This is a genomic window from Roseovarius aestuarii (genome assembly GCF_019966515.1).
Lineage (GTDB): Bacteria > Pseudomonadota > Alphaproteobacteria > Rhodobacterales > Rhodobacteraceae > Roseovarius > Roseovarius aestuarii.
Window position 1 is genome coordinate 80,860 of sequence record NZ_JAIMIB010000003.1, and the last position, 16,875, is coordinate 97,734.

Consider the following 16,875-nt stretch of genomic DNA (forward strand, 5'->3'; position numbering starts at 1 on the left):
CTCGTACTGACGGGATACAGGCCAGCGATTTGCCGCTGGCCTGACCGATTGTCGCGCTGTCTATTATTCGTCCAGCCAGGCCGTGCGCTGCATCTGGTAAAAGCCCAGCGGGCCCGAACCATGCGGCGTGATGCCCTGCACCTCGTTGCGGGCGGCATCGACGAAGTTGCGGAAGCCCAGCGTCGCGTGGCCGCCATCCTCGTGCAGCATGCGCTGCATTTCGCCGTACATCTCCTTGCGTTTGGCAAAATCCGTGACCGACCGCGCCTCGACAAGCAGTTTCTCGAACGTCTCGTTGTTCCAGAGCGTTTCGTTCCAGGCGGAGGTGTTGGAGAACGCGATCGAGAAGATCAGATCGGGCACCGGGCGCGGATCCCAGCCCGAGGTGATGATCGGTTTCTGGATCCAGACCGCCGACCAGAAACTATCAGCCGGCGGGTTGATGACGTTGAAATTCAGGCCGCCCGCGGCAGCGCTTTGCTGAAGGTGCTGTGCCGCGGCAAGCGAACCGGTACCGGCTACGTCCGAGCCGTAAATGTCGATCGGGGTGTTTTCCAGCCCGGCCTTGTTGATGTGGAACCGTACCTTTTCAGGGTCGTATTCGCGCTGCGGGATATCGCCGTTATAGTAGGGATCAATCGGCGCGATCGGATGATCGTTGCCAACCGAGCCGAGCCCCTTGAGGATGTTGTCGCGTATCCCTTCGCGGTCGATGGCGTATTTCACCGCAAGGCGGAAATCGGGATCATTGGTCGGCTCGCGGTCCAGCATCATCGCCAGGTTCAGGAAGGCACCCGACGGCGCGTCGATCACATAGGCCGCGCCGCTGTTGTCGATCAGCCGTGTGGCTTTCTGGTCAAGCTGCAGGAGGACGTTGATATCGCCAGCAATCAGCGCGTTGATCCGCTGGGTGTTGTCGGCGATGCCGACGAATTCCAGCTCGTCGGCATAGGGGCCATCGTCGCCCCAGTAGTTTTCGTTGCGGGCAAAGCGGTAGTTGCTGCCGGGGGTAAACTCGACCACCTTGAACGGGCCGGTGCCGGGCGGGGTGCCGGTGAAATCCTCGAGGTCGCGCTTGGTGACCTGCACGCGGGTGTCCGAAAGGATCATCGGGAAATCGGCATTTGGCGCGGTGAGGTTGAACCGCACCTGATGATCGCCCAGCTTGTCGATGCTGGCGATCTGGCTCATGAAGGATTTCGACGGCGCCTCGGAACCCTCACGGTAGTGGCGCTGCATCGAATAGATCACATCCTCGGCGCCGAAATCTGATCCGTCGTGGAATGTCACGCCTTCGCGCAGATTGAACACCCAGGCAGAGGCGTCGTCGTTGGCTTCCCAAGATGTCGCAAGCCACGGCATCGGTTGCAGGTCCGCGTCACGGTTGACCAGATTGTCGTGCACCGCATAGCCCATCTGGATGTTCGAGGTGCTGAAGTACTTTGTCGGGTCCAGACTGTCCTGCGCCTGTGCCGCCTCGACACCGACCACAAGGCGGCCGCCGGTCTTGGGTGTCGCCGCCTGGGCGCGCTGCGCCGTCAGGCCGCTGATGACCGTGGCAGAGGCACCGGCCGCCGCAAGCGTGCCCATGAACCTGCGCCGCGAGATCTTGTTGGCCACATATTGCTGGAAGAGATAGTCGTTGAACTTTTTGTCAGACATGCACGTGTCTCCGCTGTTGGAAGGGGTGATCGAATGTCACCGCCCTGTCTCGGAGCTTTGACGCCCCTGTTTTAGAGTTATTGCAAACTGTGATCACAGAATATAGATAAAAGCAAGCTTCTTTGAAACCACCCCGTTGCCGTTCGCGGCTGTGCAAAATCTGGTATTTTTGGTCATACCGGGCTAGAAAGCGAAAGAGATGATGGAGAAGAGCCGTTCGATGAATCAAGTCCTTGCATCAGATATCGCCGTGCCTGGAAATCTCAGCACGCGTATCTACGCGGACTTGCAGCGGAAACTCATCGTGGGTGATCTGAGGCCCGCGGAAAACCTGTCAATCCGCACATTGGCCGAGGAATATCAGGTGTCGGCAATGCCGGTTCGCGAAGCACTGAGGCAGCTTGCCTCTGAGGACGCGCTGATCGGCGCCGCCAAGAAAGCCTACCGGGTCCCCGATCTGACCTCGGAACAGGCAGCGGATTTGTTTTTCGTCCGCGCCGTGCTTGAAGGGGCTGCTGCTGAGATTGCAGCGGAACGGGTCACAGATGCGGATATCAAGATATTGGCCAAACACAACGTAGATCTGGAATCGGCCTGGGAAAAACGCCACGCTTCAGACTTCCTTTTCGCGAATTATCAGTTTCACCGGCATGTTTATTCACTAACCGGCAACAGCGCGCTGCAATCCATGATCGACGCGCTTTACGTGCGCACCGGTCCGTGGCTGGCTTTTGGCATAACCAATCTGGTCAGGCCCGATAAATGGATGGGTGAGCACGACAATATCATTGCAGCGCTGAAGCAGCGAGATAAGGCGGGAACGCGCCGTTTGATGGAGGAAGACGCCCGTTGGGGCGTCGAGGTTTTTCGCGAGCTTGGCTGAGCAAGCCCGGATTACGTCGGGCGTATGACAAAGTAACGCTTGCAATATTTTCAATCTGTGATCACAGTTATCTCAATTCTCCGGCCATGACGGCTGTGCGCGAGGGGGATTTGGGATGAGCATACTGGAGATTCTCGGTAAGCGGCTGATTTTTGGCGTCGGGACGCTCCTGTTTGTGTCGGTTCTTGTTTTCATCGGAACGGAAATCCTGCCCGGCGACGTGGCACATGCGATTTTGGGGCAGGGGGCCACGCCGGAACTTGTCGCCCAGATCAAGGAGAGGCTGGGGCTCGATCAGCCGCTTCATGTTCGCTACTTCGTCTGGCTTGGGAACTTCGTGACCGGTGACTTTGGCACCTCTCTGGCAAATGGCGCTGATATCGGAACCGAGATTGGAAGGCGGGCCAGCAACACGATCATTCTTGCCCTGTGCACCACGGTGATTGCCGTGCCGCTGTCAATTGTTCTGGGTCTTGCGGCGGCGGTAAAACCTGGTGGCCTTGTTGACCGGATCATTACCTCGACCTCGCTTGCGCTGATTTCTTTTCCCGACTTTCTGGTTGCGGTGGTGCTGGTCACGATCTTTGCGGTCAAGCTGAAATGGCTTCCTGCCATCGCGTCGATCCGGCCCAGCTATGAACTTGTGGACTGGATCCGCATCCTGATTCTGCCGGTTCTCGGGCTGACCTTCACGATCCTCGCCCATATGGTGCGGATGACGCGCTCGGCGGTGCTGAATGTCCTGTCCAGCCCGGCGATAGAAATGGCGATCCTGAAAGGGGTGCCGCGCCGGCGCCTGCTGTTGCGCCACGCGCTGCCCAATGCCTTCGGCCCGATCATCAATGTGATTGCCCTGAACCTTGCCTATCTGATCAGCGGTGTCGTGGTGATCGAAACCCTGTTCAATTTCCCCGGCCTGGGCCGCTACATGGTGGAGGCGGTGACCAACCGGGATGTCCCGATCGTGCAGACCTGTGCAATGATCTTCTGCTCGGTCTACATCATCCTGAACATGACCGCCGACATTCTGTCGATCATGGCCAACCCGCGTGTGAGGTACAAGAAATGACCGCACAGGTGCGCACATGGCAGGGCGAGTTGCGCGAGGCTGCCTCGGATCTGACACCGGGCGTCACACTGGCGCTTCTGTTCCTGATTTTTGTCTTCCTTGTCGGGGCCTTCGCACCGTGGATCGCGCCCTATGGCGAAGGCCAGATTCTGACCAATGAGAGTTTTGAGCCACCCAGTGCGATCATGTGGCTGGGCAGCGATTATCTGGGCCGGGATGTGCTTTCGCGCCTCATCTACGGCGTTCGGATCACGCTCTTTCTGGCACTGGTCATCACTTTCCTGTCGTTCTTTGCCGGCGTGGGTCTCGGGTTTCTGGCGGCGGCCTTTGGCGGTCGGGTTGACATGTGGATGAGCCGCATCAACGACGCGATGCTCAGCTTTCCGGCGCTGATGCTGGCGCTCATTGTGATCAACTCGCTGGGATCGTCTTTCGTGGTGCTGGTTTTCACCATCGCCTTTATCGACCTGACGCGGGTGTTTCGCGTGGCCCGGGCGCTGGCGGTCAACATCATGGTGATGGATTATGTCGAGGCTGCGATTGTGCGCGGCGAGGGCAAGGGATGGATCGTCTGGCATGAGGTGCTGCCCAATGCCCTGACCCCGCTGGCGGCCGAATTCGGCATTCGTTTCACCTACGCGATCCTGTTTATCTCAGCGCTCAGCTTTCTGGGACTGGGGGTGCAGCCGCCGCAATCCGACCTCGGCGTCATGGTCAAGGAGAACATGCAGGCGATCCTATACGGCGAATACACCACGCTTTATCCGGCCTTTGGCATCGCCTTCATTGCCATTTCCATGAACGTCTTCGTCGACTGGTTGCTGCAACGCTCCAGCGCCAAACTGCCGGATGAGATCTGATATGGCTGAACCGCTTCTGAAAGTCCGTAACCTCGACGTGTCGGTCCGCGACAAGAAAGGTCATGAGTTCAAGATCGTGGACGATATCTCGTTCGATGTGCAGCCGGGCGAGGTGATCGCCTTGATCGGCGAAAGCGGATCGGGAAAGACCACGATTTCACTGGGCTGCATGGGTTATACAAGGCCCGGCTGCCATATCACCGGCGGTTCGGTAGAACTGGGCGGCACCAATGTACTGGACCAATCGCTGACAGCGCTGCAGGAGTTGCGCGGCAAGGACATCACCTATGTGGCGCAATCCGCCGCCGCCTCGTTCAACGGGGCGATGACGATCGACGCGCAGGTCACCGAGATCCCGATCATCACCGGCGCGATGAGCCGCGAGGACGCTCTGGCCAAGGCAGCACAGCTTTATGCGGATCTGGAATTGCCGGACCCGGAGAATATCGGCAAACGCTATCCGCATCAGGTCTCGGGCGGGCAATTGCAGCGATTGATGGCGGCGATGGCGATGATCAGCGATCCGCGCCTTCTGATCCTGGATGAGCCCACCACCGCGCTGGACGTGACCACCCAGATCGAAGTTCTCTATTCCTTCAAGAAACTGATTAAGGACCACAAGACCGCCGCCATCTACGTGACCCACGATCTGTCGCTGGTGGCACAGGTGGCGGATCATATTCTGGTGCTGAAAGACGGCCAGATGGTTGAATATGGCGCTACCGAGCAGATCATCAGCGATCCGCAACATGATTATACCAAGGCGCTGATGGCGGCGGCGCATCTGATGCCCGATGAAATTCACGCGCCCCCGGTTGTGACCAATGAGGACCCGCCTCTGCTACAGGTCAGGAATGCGACAGCAGGCTATGGACCGGATCAGGACATCATCGCCCTGCAGGATATCGACCTGACGATCCATGCCGGTGAAACCGTCGGCGTGATTGGCGAAAGCGGGTCGGGCAAGACCACGCTTGGGCGGCTGATTTCGGGCCTGATGGGTGCCAAAAAGGGTGGGATCTATCTGGACGGCCACCAACTTGCGCAGAGCGTCGGGCAGCGTTCGAAAGAGGACCTTCGCCAGATACAGTTCGCCTTTCAGATGGCCGATGTGGCGCTGAACCCGCGGCAGCGCCTCAACAAGATCCTGAGCCGGCCGATGCTGTTCTATCGCGGGTTGTCGCGCCGCGAGGCGGACAGAGAGGTCGCGCGGCTGCTTGAACGGGTCGACCTGCCGACAGATTTCGCCTGGCGTTTCCCTCCCGAGCTGTCAGGCGGTCAGCGCCAGCGGGTCAATCTGGCCCGGGCGCTGGCAGCAGAACCCCGGCTGATCATCTGTGACGAGATCACCTCGGCGCTCGATACAATCGTCGCGCAACAAATACTCGATCTGTTGGAGGATCTGCAGGACGAGTTGAACCTCAGCTACATGTTCATCACCCACGACATTGCGACGGTCTCGAAGATTTCCGAGCGCATCGCGGTGATGCGGTTGGGCCGGATCGTGGCGCAGGGCACCGTGGATCAGGTGCTGACGCCCCCCTGCCATGAATATACGCAATTGCTGCTGAACTCGGTACCGGAAATGCGCACCGACTGGCTGGATGAGGCAGTCGTCGAACGGCGCAAGCTGGTGGCGGCTTTGGGAGATTAGAAGACGGGCCATGCGCCCGAAGTGAAACGAAAACCGAAGGTATCTCTGCATGAATGCGACAGCCCGTGTTGTTGTAATCGGGGGCGGCGTGGTTGGCTGCTCAATCCTCTATCATCTGGCCAAAAACGGCTGGACCGATGTGATATTGCTGGAACGACAGGAACTGACATCGGGCTCAAGCTGGCATGCGGCGGGCGGGCTTTTTACCGTGGTCCGGCCCAATTCAGCCGCGGAAATGCACCGCTACACGTTTCAGATCTACCGCACGCTTGAGGAAGAAAGCGGCCAGCCCTGCGGGTTCCATTTCACCGGTGGAATCAACATTTGCAGGACGCAGGAAGAGATTGATAGCAACGCGATGATGCAGAGCGCCTGCCGACGGCTGGGCATCGAGGGGCATTTCATCTCGCTTGATGAGGCTAAGGAAAAAGCCCCCATTCTGGACACCGAGCACATGATCGGGGCTTTCTGGGAGGATGAGGGCGGTCATGTCGATCCGGCCTCGGCGACGCAGGCTTTTGCCGCTGCCGCCCGTCAGATGGGAGCGACGATCCACCGCCACACCCCGGTGACGGCAACGCGGCAGCGGGCAGACGGAAGCTGGGACGTGGTGACCGGCAGCGGCACCATCCATGCGGAATTCGTCGTCAACGCGGCGGGCCTTTGGGGCCGCGAAGTTGGCCGAATGGCCGGGGTGGAACTGCCGCTGATGCCGGTCGAGCACCATTATCTGGTGACCGAATCGATCCCGCTGATCGAAAACCTCGGCTTTGAACTGCCGCAGATCAACGACAATGAGACCGGTTGCTATGCGCGGCAGGAAGGCGTGGGGCTGTTGCTTGGGGCCTATGAGGACAAGATGCGGCATTGGGCCAAGGACGGTACACCCGCCGATTTCGGCCATGAGCTCTTGCCCGACGATCTGTCCTGCATGGAATGGAATTTCGAGAAATCGGTCGAGATCATGCCCTGCCTTGCCGAAGCGGGCGTGAAGCGGGTGATCAATGGCCCGATGATCTTTTCGCCTGATCTGAGTCCGCTGATCGGTCCGCACCCGGCCTTGCGCAACTATTTCTGCGCTAATGGGGTGATGGCGGGGTTCAATCAGGGCGCGGGGATCGGTCGGGTGATCTCGGAATGGATCATCGGGGGCGAGCCTGAAATTGACATCTTCAACTGGGATGTGGCGCGGTTCGGCGATTGGGCGGACAAGAAATACACCGAGGAAATGACCCGGTATTTCTATGAACACCGGTCCGAGAAGATCTTTCCCTATCAGAGTTTTGATGCGGCCCGCCCACAGTGCAAGAATCCGGTTTATGACCGGCAGGCCGAGGCCGGGGCGGTGTTTGGCACCGGGTTTGGCGGCGAACATGCCACGTGGTTCGCACCCGTGGAAACCAAGGCTTGCGACAGCCTGACCTATCGCCAGCCGAACTGGTGGCAGCCGGTGGCGGATGAGGGTAAGCGTGTGCGTAACGCGGTGGGGCTTTTTGATTTCTCTGACATGGCCAAGTTCGAAGTGACCGGCACCAGGGCAGAAGACTGGCTGAACCGGATCATGACCAACCGGATGCCGAAACCGGGCCGCATGTGCCTGAGCGCGATGCTGTCCGACAAGGGCCGGATGCTGGGCGACTTCACGATTTCGAACCTCGGAAACCGGTTTCTGGTCATAGGCTCCTACGCGATGCAACTGGCTTTCATGCGGCATTTCGCGAAATACCTGCCCACCGACGGGGTCAGCCTGCGGAACGTGTCCGACGCGCTGGCTGGTCTGCATATTGCCGGGCCAAACGCGCAGGCCCTGATCAGCAAGCTTGCCGATCACGAGATGGACAGCGCGCATTTCCGGTTTCTCGACGTGGCCGACATGAGTGTCGCCGGGGTCACGGGTGTCACGACCTTCCGGGTCTCGTATACTGGTGAGACCGGGTATGAGATGTATATGCCGCGTGACCGTCAGCTTGCCCTTTATGACGCGCTGCGCCGTGAGGGCGAAAGCTTCGATCTGGCGCTGGCCGGTCTACGCAGCCTGATGATGCTGCGGCTGGAAAAGAGCTTTCCGGCCTGGGGCACGGAACTTAGCCCTGACTATCTCGCCCATGAATGCGGGATGATGCACCATGTGAAAACTGACAAGGGGGATTTCGTCGGACGCGATGCCGTTATGGCCTATGGCGCGGCGCAGGAACGCCCGGCGACCTTCACCGTGGAGGCGGGAGACTGCGCAATCTGGGGCGATGAAGCGGTGTTTCTGGACGGCGAACCGGTGGGATATGTTTCCTCCGGTGGCTGGGGGCCAGAGGTCGGCAAGCATATCGCGCTTGGGTATGTGCCGCCCGATGTCTATCGTGAGGGGGGCGATTATGCGGTGGAAATCCTGGGGCAGTTGCGCCCGGCGCAACTCTGCCCTGCGCCGTTATATGACCCCGATGGCGCCCGGATGCGAAGCTGAGGAAATAGGAGGCATCATGATCGTTACCGGTGGACATTCTTATCAGGGCTACAGCGTCGGCATCCTGATGTTCGACAACAAGCGATTTCCCATGCCGCCCGGCGACGTGGGCAACGCGACCAGCTATCCGTTTCCAGTCCTTCTGCGCCAGATCGAGGGGCTTGAGGATAATCCGTACCCGCCGCTAACCGGGGCAGATGGCAGCTATACGCCCGAGGTTCAGCTATGCATCGATGCGGCCGTTCGGATGGAGCGTGACGGCGTGCGCGCGATCGCGATGTGTTGTGGCTTTTTCTCGCTGATCCAGCCGGTTCTGGCGCAGCATGTCAGCATCCCGGTGATGACATCGCCGCTGATGATGATCCCGGTCATTCAGCAGATGATCCGCCCGGACCAGAGTGTATTGGTTGTTACTGCAGCCGCCAAGCTGTTGTCGAACGAGTTCTTTACCGCCGTCGGTGCGGATCTGGGCCACAGGACCACGCTGGCCGGGCTGGACGATTCAAAGGTCTTTAACGCCATGTGCATGGGAGGCACAGCCATCAGTTTTGACCGGGAGGAGCTGCAAAAAGATGTCCTGGATGCCATAACCGAGGCGCGCGAGCGAGACCCCAATGTCGGGGCCGTTCTGTTGGAATGCACCAGCCTGCCGCCTTTTGCCGAAGATGTGCGGCACGCGACCGGTCTGCCGGTATTTGATTTCATAGCCTGTGTGGAGTGGATGCACCGATCCGTCGTGCCGAAGCGTTACACGGGCTATATCTGAGTTGGGAGGGAATCCAATGCACAGCGTTTTTGCGGTGATCGGTGAAGAGACCTGGGCAGGCGGGGTGACGGACATGCCGTCCGATCCCATGTCAATTCAGGAGAAAATAAATGTCCCGTCGCCGCACCCCCCGCAAACCCCGTGACACCGGTCTTGCCCAAAGACCCTTTGGCGAAGTGCGAAACCCGCTCCGCCCGACCGAGCTGATCTCGGCCGATCAGATCGAAACCATTCATCAGGCCAGCCTGCGGGTGCTGCGCGACATCGGTCTCAAGGTCGATAGCGCAGTGGCGCGCCAACTTCTGGCACGGGCTGGTGCGGATGTGGATGGCGATCGTGTCCGGTTTGACCCGGCCATAGTCGAAGAGATGTTGATCGGGCTGCCATCGGAATTCACGATCCATGCCCGAAATCCGGAAAAATCCGTGACGGTCGGCGGCAATTCCCTGACCTTCGCCACCGTTTGCGGGCCCTCCTTCGTCTCGGACCTCGACCGCGGCCGCCGGGCGGGCACGCTTGAGGATATGCGGAATTTCGTCAAGCTATCGGCCTCGCTCAACATTTTCCACCACGAGGGCGGGGCCGGGTGCGAACCGCTGGAACTGCCGCCCGAGACCCGGCATCTGGACATGATGCTGGCGCAGACGACCTTGTGCGACAAGGGTTGGCAACCGTGCTGGATGAACACCGCCGAGCGCGCGCGCGATTGCATCGAAATGGCCAAGATCGCGCTTGGGACTGATGAGGACGGCTTGCGTATGCGTCCCGGCATCCTTGGCGGGGTTAATACCAACTCTCCACTGCTTTTCGATGACGGGCAGGCCGAGGCGGTGATCGAGTTCGCCCGCGCCGGGCAGCCCGTGCATATCACCCCCTTTACCCTTGCAGGCGCGATGAGCCCGGCCACCGTTGGCGGCTCGCTCGTGCAGCAGAACGCCGAGGCATTGGCCGGTATCGTATTGGGCCAGGCGGCAAGCCGCGGGGCGCCGGTGTTTTACGGGCATTTCACGTCGAATGTGGACATGAAAACCGGCTCACCGGCCTTTGGCACGCCCGAATATGCGCAGTCGGTCATTATCTCGGGCCAGATGGCACGGCGTTACGGTATTCCGATCAGATCGTCCAACACCACGGCGGCGGCCTGCGTGGATGCACAGGCCACCTACGAATCCGACATGTCGATCAATGCCTGCGTTCAGGGCCATATCAATGTGATGATGCATGCGGGCGGATGGCTTGAAGGTGGGCTGACCTGTTCGTTCGAAAAACTGATCCTTGATGCCGAGCTTTTGCAGATGCAGGCAGCGTTTCTTGACCCTATCGACCTGAGTGAGGATGCGCTTGGGCTGGACGCTATGGCCGAGGCCGGTCCGGGTGGCCATTTCTTTGGCACGGCACACACGCTCGCCCGGTATGAGACGGCGTTCTACAGCCCGATTCTGTCGGACTGGCGCAATTTTGAAACCTGGCAGGAGGATGGTGCCAGGACCGCAACCCAACGCGCAAACATAATCTGGAAGCAATTGCTGCGTGACTACGAAAAGCCACCAATTGATCCGGCTATCGAAGAAGAGCTCGGGGCCTATGTCGCCCGGCGAAAAGAGGAGATCTGTGGGTGATGAATGGCGCGGGCATGCTCCTGCTCGATGGCGAAAACCTGACACTCGACGCGCTTGCAAAGATCGCGTTGAACGACGGTGACCTCGATCTGACAAAGAGCGCATGGGATCGGGTAAGGAAAGGCCGTGATATTGTTGATGCGGCGATGCAGGGTGGCAAAGCCTTCTATGGTATCAACACCGGCGTCGGCTCCCAAAAGGACCGGCGATTGCAGGCCGAGGAAATCGAGGCGTTCAACGCTGCGGTAATCGTCTCGGAATCGACCAATTTGCCGGGCCCGTCCTTTGAAGAAGAGGTTGTCCGGGCCGCCCTTGTCGTCTTGCTGAACAATGCCGCGACCGGAAGACTGGGCATTCGGCCGGAATTGGTGCACCACATGCTGGGGTTCTTCCGAACCGGGCAGATGCCGGAAATCAGGCGCAATATCTCTGTCGGCGGGTCCGATCTTGGGCCACTGGCGCAACTGGCCCGGGCTTTTCTGGAGTCGCCGCAGGATCATCAAGGGGTGGGTTCGTTCCGGCTTGCGGCCAAGGAAGCGGTGTCACTGATCAACAATAACAGCTTTGCCATCGCCCACGGCGCGATTGTTTTAAACCAAGCAGCACATCTTCTTCGGGCCCATGATCTGGCCACCGCCGTATCGCTTGAGGCGCATCGGGGAAACCTGTCCTATCTGCGTCCGGAAATGGCCGCGTGTTGCAGCAACGAGCATCAGGAACGCTCGTTCGAGGCGATCCGGAGGGCCCTTGCAGGATCACAGCTTTGGGCGCCGGAGAATTGGCGGGAATTGCACGACCCGCTCAGCTTTCGCTTTGCGATGCGGGTCCACGGGGCCGTAAATATGGCACATGACGCGGCGAGTCGGGCATTTCAGGGTGATCTGAATTGTGTCTGTGACAACCCTGTTGTTTCCTTTGAACTGGGCGAGATCGTGACTGGCATTAACATGGACAGCACACCGCTGACCTGCACGATGGACATGCTGAGGCAGTCATTGGCCATGGCGGCCTCGACCAGTTTTGAGCGCGCGACGAGAGTGCAGAACCCTGCCCTGTCGGGTTTGCCAGCTGCCTTTGCCGATCCGGAACGGGCGGAAAGTGGCGTTCAGAACATGGTCATCCCCCATCTGACCGCGGCGCGGATGGCCGAGCTGCGCAGCCTTTCCGCGCCCGTCCTTCTTGAATGCCCATACGCGATTGTTGATGGCGTAATCGACGTCTCGGGCATGGCGCCATTGTCGGTTCAGCGGACGGAAGAGGTTTTGGACATCGGCTGGTTGATCGTGGCCAGCGAGATCGTGATCGCCCTCTGGGCCATCAAACTGCGCGGCCTTCCAAGGGAAAGCCTTGGTGCCGGCGTGCGGAACGTCTACGATCAGGTGGGCCCGTTGTTGCCCATGGGGCGCGAAGGGCAATATATCTTCGATTTCTGCCCGGTTCTTGATGCCGTTAAAACATTGGTGACAGAGACAGGTGATCCATGCTGACTTTTGGCGCTGTACGATCCGCGTTCGATTTCGACAGCCCCGGCAAGCGAAGCGGCGCAATCGAGCTGGAACATTCGGACAATCGGCATGCCTTCAGTGCGGTCTGCGTGCCGGTGGGGGTGATCTGCGGCGCGCCAGGCCCGACGGTGCTGCTGGCGGCGGGTAATCACGGCGACGAATACGAGGGCCAGGTCATCCTGCATCGGCTGATGCAGATGTTGGAACCTGAAAATCTGACGGGTCGCCTGATCCTGCTGCCCGCGTTGAATACACCCGCAGTACTGGATCGGGCACGTGTTTCCCCGTTGGATCAGGGCAATATGAACCGCAGCTTTCCGGGCTCGGCCGACGCGGGCCCCACTCAGGCGATTGCCGGATTTGTCGATGCACATCTGATTCCTCGGGCTGATGTCATTCTTGATTTCCACTCGGGCGGGTCGGCCACCCAGTATGTCGATTGCGGATTTCTGTGCATCGGACCCGATGCGGCGCTGAACCGGGCCAATCTGGAACTGGCAAAGGTATTCGGCGCGCCGTTTGCCATGATCTGCCCGATCGACGGGGCAGGCGGGGATTTCGACACGGCTGCGCATCAGCAGCAGACCCGGTTTCTGGCATGCGAGCTGGGTGGTCTAGGGCGGTTTTCCAAACACTCTTTCGAGATCGGTTTGCAGGCGACATTGCGGGTGCTGGCATATCTCGGTCTGATCGAGGGTGAAAAGGGTGCACCGGCAACACGTTTCATTGATATCGGCGATCGCAGCGTGCATGCGACGGCGCGACATCATGGGCTGGCCCAGATACATGTGCGTCTTGGAGATGCGGTTACCAAGGGCACGCATCTGGCCACCATCTACGATCTGCACAACTTTGGCTCTGTTCTGAATGAGCTCTATTCCGACCGTTCCGGCATCATCGCCGTGTGCCGGCGCAATCCCCTTGTCACACCTGGCGATCACCTATGCCTGATCGCGCCCGAGATACCCACCGGCAAAGTATTGGATTTGTAAGTACAGCGCATTTTTCTTCTTGGACAAATAGGCGCAACGGTGTATCAAAACTGTGATCACAGATAGAATGCCTCGAGGTTTCTACATGTCCACCACCTATGCCAGCAATGTCGATGCGCTACGTCGGGAACTGACCGAGTTGAAATCCGTGAGCCGCGACGAAGCGCGCACCATGCCGCCGGGCTTTTACACGTCGGATGACTTCCTTGAGCTCGAGAAAGAGCAGATATTCCGACGTGAGTGGATCTGCCTGGGTCATGTTGGTGAAGTCCCTGAGCCGGGCGATTTTTTTACGACGGAACTGGTCGGGGAACAGCTGCTTGTCTCGCGTGGTCAGGATGGCGAAATTTATGTCCTGTCCAATGTCTGCCGGCACCGCGGAAATCTTGTCGAAACCGCGCCAAACGGCAATCGCCGCAGCTTTGTCTGCCAGTATCATGCCTGGACATACGACACGGACGGACGCCTGAAAACCGCGCCGCTGATGAAAAAGGCCAAGGCGTTCGATCAGAAGAAATGCAGCCTGCCGCAGCTGAACACCGAGATTTGGAACAATTTCATTTTCGTCAATCTCGATGGTATGGCCGACCCGCTGGCCGACCAACTCGACGGATTACAGGGCATTCTGCACAATTATCACCACGAATTACGCAACCTGCTTTTCACCGATGAGGCCGTCTGGAACACCAATTGGAAGAACCTGACCGAGAACTTCATGGAGGGATATCACCTCTTTTCCACCCATCCGAAGACGTTGCAGCCGATGACCCCCACGCAACTGTGCCGCAAGGTGCCCGGTGAGGACCGTTGGACCGCCTATCGGTCCTACTATGATCCTGAATATCCCCCTCGGGGGCCCTTCCACGAAGACCTGACCGAAGATGAGCAGCGCAATTCGGTCCTGTTCAACGTCTTCCCCAGTTTCGTGGTGGCGGTTGCCGCGAACTACACACTCTACTTATGTCTGCGGCCCGCCGGTGCAGACAAGGTTGCAATCCGCTGGGGGATTTGCGGGCTGAAATCCGATCCGCAGGACCCTGAAGTTGTCGCCTATATCGACCTTTGCAAATCGTTCAACGTGGAGGATAAGGAAAAGCTGGAAACCCTGCAGAAAGCGCAGAACACCCGTTACTACCACAGCGGTCCTCTGGCGCCGGACGATCTTGAGGGTACCATCTGGGATTTCCTGAACTACATGGGGCGCATGGTCGGGGCCGATCGCGAATTGGTCGAGTAACATTCGGTCCGGAGCCTATTCAACTGGCACGCGATACTCGTCTGCTTTCAATTTGGTAAGCGGCAATCGGTCGTCACGCTTTTCGGTGAGCGGCAATATTTCATTTGTCCTTCTTGTCGAAATATCCGCTACGGGTGGCCCAGCCGACCAAGTTGATGATTAAACGCGATGCCGTAATGGAAGAGATTTCATTCAGATCCCGGCTTGGGGTGAGTTCGACAATATCCATGCCGACCACGTTTCCCTTCGCGACCAGCCCTCGTATAAGTTTACAGGCTTGCAGATAGGTCACGCCCCCGGGCGCAGGTCCGGCAACAGCGGGCATGATCGACGGGTCCAGACCGTCGGCGTCAAAGGTGATATAGTAATTTCTACCATCCGGAATTTGCGAAAGCACCTTCTCGATGCCTTCGTCATGCAGGTATTCCGCAGTCACCAGATTAGAACCATAGGCAATGGCTGCCTCAACCTCGGCTGCCGTAGCGCTGCCCTGATTGCGCAACCCAATTTGATGCATGCCGGAAACATGCGGCATTTCGGAAGCTCGGCGCATCGGGCTGGAAAACCCTTCGGTGACACCGTTTAACTGATCAAGCCAGTCAAGATGCGCATCAATCTGGACAACATAAATCGGCCCTTCGTCGCTGTAAGCGCGCAAGACCGGGACAGGCACACCGTGGTCCCCACCGATGATTATCGGCAGCGCCCCTGAGCGCCGGATCAACCTCACCGCGTCCTCCGCACGTATCGAATTGCCTGCGATATCTCTTGGATTGCCGATCACATCGCCGCAGTCGACCATCCGAACCGGTTTGTTATCGAAGATCGTGCCTCCGAGGTCGAAATCCCATTGCGAGGGGCCATCGCTGGCAAGGATACTTGCCTGTCTGACGGCAGTCGGGGCATTTGCCTGATCATTATTGATCTGTTCCATCGAATAGGGGTCAGCATGAGGGATCCCCAAAATCGCGACATCTGCATCCAGACTGGTCAGGTCCAGCTCCACATTACATTCAAGAAAACTGTGGAGGTTTTGCTTGGGCTTCTCTGTAATGTTAGGCATCAGGCCTCTCTTCCCGGAAGAAACTGGTTGGTCAGCCTCAACAAATGAGGGCCAATCTTTGTTTAAGCATTTTCGGGATCCTCTTGTTTTGCTTCGGCGTCGATGAGTTTTTGCAGTCGCCTGCGATACAATAGTGGACCCGCGTCGATGGCGATGTCGATGTTGCGGGTGATTTTTTCGTCCATTCCTTTTTGCACTTCGATCAGGATATCGCGATCTTCGTTGAAGGCTATCAGCACTGAATCGCTCATATATTTGGCAATCTCGTCGTCGCCGGGACGCACATTGCGCATCTGGAACCAGTAGTAGCGGGTTGTCTTTTCATCGACGGGCGTCATGAAATTGTAGCTGTCCATCTGGAAATACTGCCCCTCGGGCAGGTTTGATGCATCGCCGCCGGTGCCCGCGGGGGTGAAGATCGCCTTGATATAGGCGAGCGAGGGATAGCGCACCTCGTAATGCTGTTCGCGGTCGCAATTGCCCTCAAACGGCACCAGCTTCTGGTAGAAGGGCGCAACCTCGGTGTCGTACATCCAGCGCGAGACGATCACGCCGCTTTCGGTGCCGGTGACGGTCAGCGGTTCCTCTTCGCAGGCGGCGCTGCCGAAGGAGCTTTGATGCACCCAGGCGACGTGGCTGGGGTCGAGCAGGTTGTCGGTGATCAGGAGGTAGTTGCAGGGAAACGGCATCGCGTCGCCGCGGTTCATACCCCAGTCGGGATCGTCGAAATGTTCGACCTCGAAGATGGTGTCGGGGTCGGCCAGTGCCGGATCGCCCATCCAGATCCAGACGAGGCCATAGCGGCTGATCACCGGGTAGGAATGCACGTTGGCCGAGGGCGGGATCCGATCCTGACCGGGCACGCGCACGCAGCTACCGGCGCAGTCGAAGGTCAGCCCGTGATAGCCGCATTCGATATTGTCGCCCTTGATCCGGCCCTTGGACAGGGGCAGCTTGCGATGCGGGCAGGCATCCATCAGCGCGACCGGATCACCGGCCTCGGTTCGGAAGGTGACGATCTTTTCGCCCAGAACCTTGATCTGACGCGGTTCGCGGGTGATTTCGCTGTCCCATGCAGCGACATACCATGTGTTGCGGAGATACATA

The 16,875-nt window shown here is 58.8% G+C and carries 13 protein-coding genes; 10 read left to right on the forward strand and 3 right to left on the reverse strand.

The window, feature by feature from the left end; translation table 11 throughout:
* Nucleotides 1–63: 63 nt before the first annotated feature.
* Nucleotides 64–1,662 carry an ABC transporter substrate-binding protein gene (locus tag LC334_RS05455; protein WP_085799254.1) on the reverse strand — a complete coding sequence of 533 codons (1,599 nt, stop codon included), beginning with the start codon at nucleotides 1,660–1,662 and terminating at the stop codon, nucleotides 64–66.
* 220 nt (nucleotides 1,663–1,882) lie between these two features.
* Between LC334_RS05455 and LC334_RS05460 the strand changes: the two genes are divergently transcribed.
* The 10 genes from LC334_RS05460 (at nucleotide 1,883) to LC334_RS05505 (ending at nucleotide 14,705) form a co-directional block, all read left to right on the forward strand.
* Nucleotides 1,883–2,545, forward strand: coding sequence for a GntR family transcriptional regulator (locus LC334_RS05460; RefSeq protein ID WP_176237631.1), 663 nt, complete (start codon nucleotides 1,883–1,885; stop codon nucleotides 2,543–2,545).
* A 115-nt stretch (nucleotides 2,546–2,660) separates the two neighbouring features.
* Nucleotides 2,661–3,614 carry an ABC transporter permease gene (locus LC334_RS05465; protein ID WP_085799256.1) on the forward strand — a complete coding sequence of 318 codons (954 nt, stop codon included), beginning with the start codon at nucleotides 2,661–2,663 and terminating at the stop codon, nucleotides 3,612–3,614.
* Nucleotides 3,611–4,474, forward strand: a complete 864-nt coding sequence (locus LC334_RS05470) for an ABC transporter permease (protein ID WP_085799257.1) — start codon at nucleotides 3,611–3,613, stop codon at nucleotides 4,472–4,474. The genes LC334_RS05465 and LC334_RS05470 overlap by 4 nt, the downstream gene beginning before the upstream one ends.
* Before the next feature lies 1 nt (nucleotide 4,475).
* Nucleotides 4,476–6,128, forward strand: coding sequence for an ABC transporter ATP-binding protein (locus LC334_RS05475; protein ID WP_176237632.1), 1,653 nt, complete (start codon nucleotides 4,476–4,478; stop codon nucleotides 6,126–6,128).
* A 49-nt stretch (nucleotides 6,129–6,177) separates the two neighbouring features.
* Nucleotides 6,178–8,586 carry an FAD-dependent oxidoreductase gene (locus LC334_RS05480; RefSeq protein ID WP_085799259.1) on the forward strand — a complete coding sequence of 803 codons (2,409 nt, stop codon included), beginning with the start codon at nucleotides 6,178–6,180 and terminating at the stop codon, nucleotides 8,584–8,586.
* A 16-nt stretch (nucleotides 8,587–8,602) separates the two neighbouring features.
* The gene (locus LC334_RS05485) at nucleotides 8,603–9,352 is read left to right on the forward strand and encodes an aspartate/glutamate racemase family protein (protein ID WP_176237633.1); all 750 of its coding nucleotides are present in this window, start codon (nucleotides 8,603–8,605) and stop codon (nucleotides 9,350–9,352) included.
* A 110-nt stretch (nucleotides 9,353–9,462) separates the two neighbouring features.
* Entirely contained in the window at nucleotides 9,463–10,971 is a 1,509-nt protein-coding gene (locus LC334_RS05490; RefSeq protein WP_085799261.1) for a trimethylamine methyltransferase family protein, read from the forward strand.
* Nucleotides 10,971–12,458, forward strand: coding sequence for an aromatic amino acid lyase (locus tag LC334_RS05495; RefSeq protein ID WP_085799262.1), 1,488 nt, complete (start codon nucleotides 10,971–10,973; stop codon nucleotides 12,456–12,458). The genes LC334_RS05490 and LC334_RS05495 overlap by 1 nt, the downstream gene beginning before the upstream one ends.
* Nucleotides 12,452–13,468, forward strand: a complete 1,017-nt coding sequence (locus LC334_RS05500) for a succinylglutamate desuccinylase/aspartoacylase family protein (protein ID WP_085799263.1) — start codon at nucleotides 12,452–12,454, stop codon at nucleotides 13,466–13,468. Before LC334_RS05495 ends, LC334_RS05500 begins: the two co-directional genes overlap by 7 nt.
* Nucleotides 13,469–13,535: 67 nt before the next feature.
* Complete coding sequence (locus LC334_RS05505; protein ID WP_085799264.1) at nucleotides 13,536–14,705, forward strand: aromatic ring-hydroxylating oxygenase subunit alpha; 1,170 nt, start codon at nucleotides 13,536–13,538, stop codon at nucleotides 14,703–14,705.
* Nucleotides 14,706–14,805: 100 nt separating this feature from the next.
* Here LC334_RS05505 and LC334_RS05510 read toward each other — a convergent pair whose 3' ends face one another.
* Complete coding sequence (locus LC334_RS05510; protein WP_085799265.1) at nucleotides 14,806–15,768, reverse strand: agmatinase; 963 nt, start codon at nucleotides 15,766–15,768, stop codon at nucleotides 14,806–14,808.
* A gap of 62 nt (nucleotides 15,769–15,830) precedes the next feature.
* Entirely contained in the window at nucleotides 15,831–16,874 is a 1,044-nt protein-coding gene (locus LC334_RS05515; RefSeq protein WP_085799266.1) for an aromatic ring-hydroxylating dioxygenase subunit alpha, read from the reverse strand.
* Nucleotide 16,875: the final 1 nt, after the last annotated feature.

Excerpts from the sequence above, each read along its gene's own strand:
- LC334_RS05475 (WP_176237632.1), top strand. The coding sequence starts at position 4,476 with ATGGCTGAACCGCTTCTGAAAGTCCGTAACCTCGACGTGTCGGTCCGC.
- LC334_RS05480 (WP_085799259.1), top strand. The coding sequence starts at position 6,178 with ATGAATGCGACAGCCCGTGTTGTTGTAATCGGGGGCGGCGTGGTTGGC.
- LC334_RS05460 (WP_176237631.1), top strand. The coding sequence starts at position 1,883 with ATGAATCAAGTCCTTGCATCAGATATCGCCGTGCCTGGAAATCTCAGC.
- LC334_RS05490 (WP_085799261.1), top strand. The coding sequence starts at position 9,463 with ATGTCCCGTCGCCGCACCCCCCGCAAACCCCGTGACACCGGTCTTGCC.
- LC334_RS05515 (WP_085799266.1), bottom strand. The coding sequence starts at position 16,874 with ATGTATCTCCGCAACACATGGTATGTCGCTGCATGGGACAGCGAAATC.
- LC334_RS05455 (WP_085799254.1), bottom strand. The coding sequence starts at position 1,662 with ATGTCTGACAAAAAGTTCAACGACTATCTCTTCCAGCAATATGTGGCC.
- LC334_RS05510 (WP_085799265.1), bottom strand. The coding sequence starts at position 15,768 with ATGCCTAACATTACAGAGAAGCCCAAGCAAAACCTCCACAGTTTTCTT.
- LC334_RS05495 (WP_085799262.1), top strand. The coding sequence starts at position 10,971 with ATGAATGGCGCGGGCATGCTCCTGCTCGATGGCGAAAACCTGACACTC.
- LC334_RS05470 (WP_085799257.1), top strand. The coding sequence starts at position 3,611 with ATGACCGCACAGGTGCGCACATGGCAGGGCGAGTTGCGCGAGGCTGCC.
- LC334_RS05465 (WP_085799256.1), top strand. The coding sequence starts at position 2,661 with ATGAGCATACTGGAGATTCTCGGTAAGCGGCTGATTTTTGGCGTCGGG.
- LC334_RS05505 (WP_085799264.1), top strand. The coding sequence starts at position 13,536 with ATGCCTCGAGGTTTCTACATGTCCACCACCTATGCCAGCAATGTCGAT.
- LC334_RS05500 (WP_085799263.1), top strand. The coding sequence starts at position 12,452 with ATGCTGACTTTTGGCGCTGTACGATCCGCGTTCGATTTCGACAGCCCC.
- LC334_RS05485 (WP_176237633.1), top strand. The coding sequence starts at position 8,603 with ATGATCGTTACCGGTGGACATTCTTATCAGGGCTACAGCGTCGGCATC.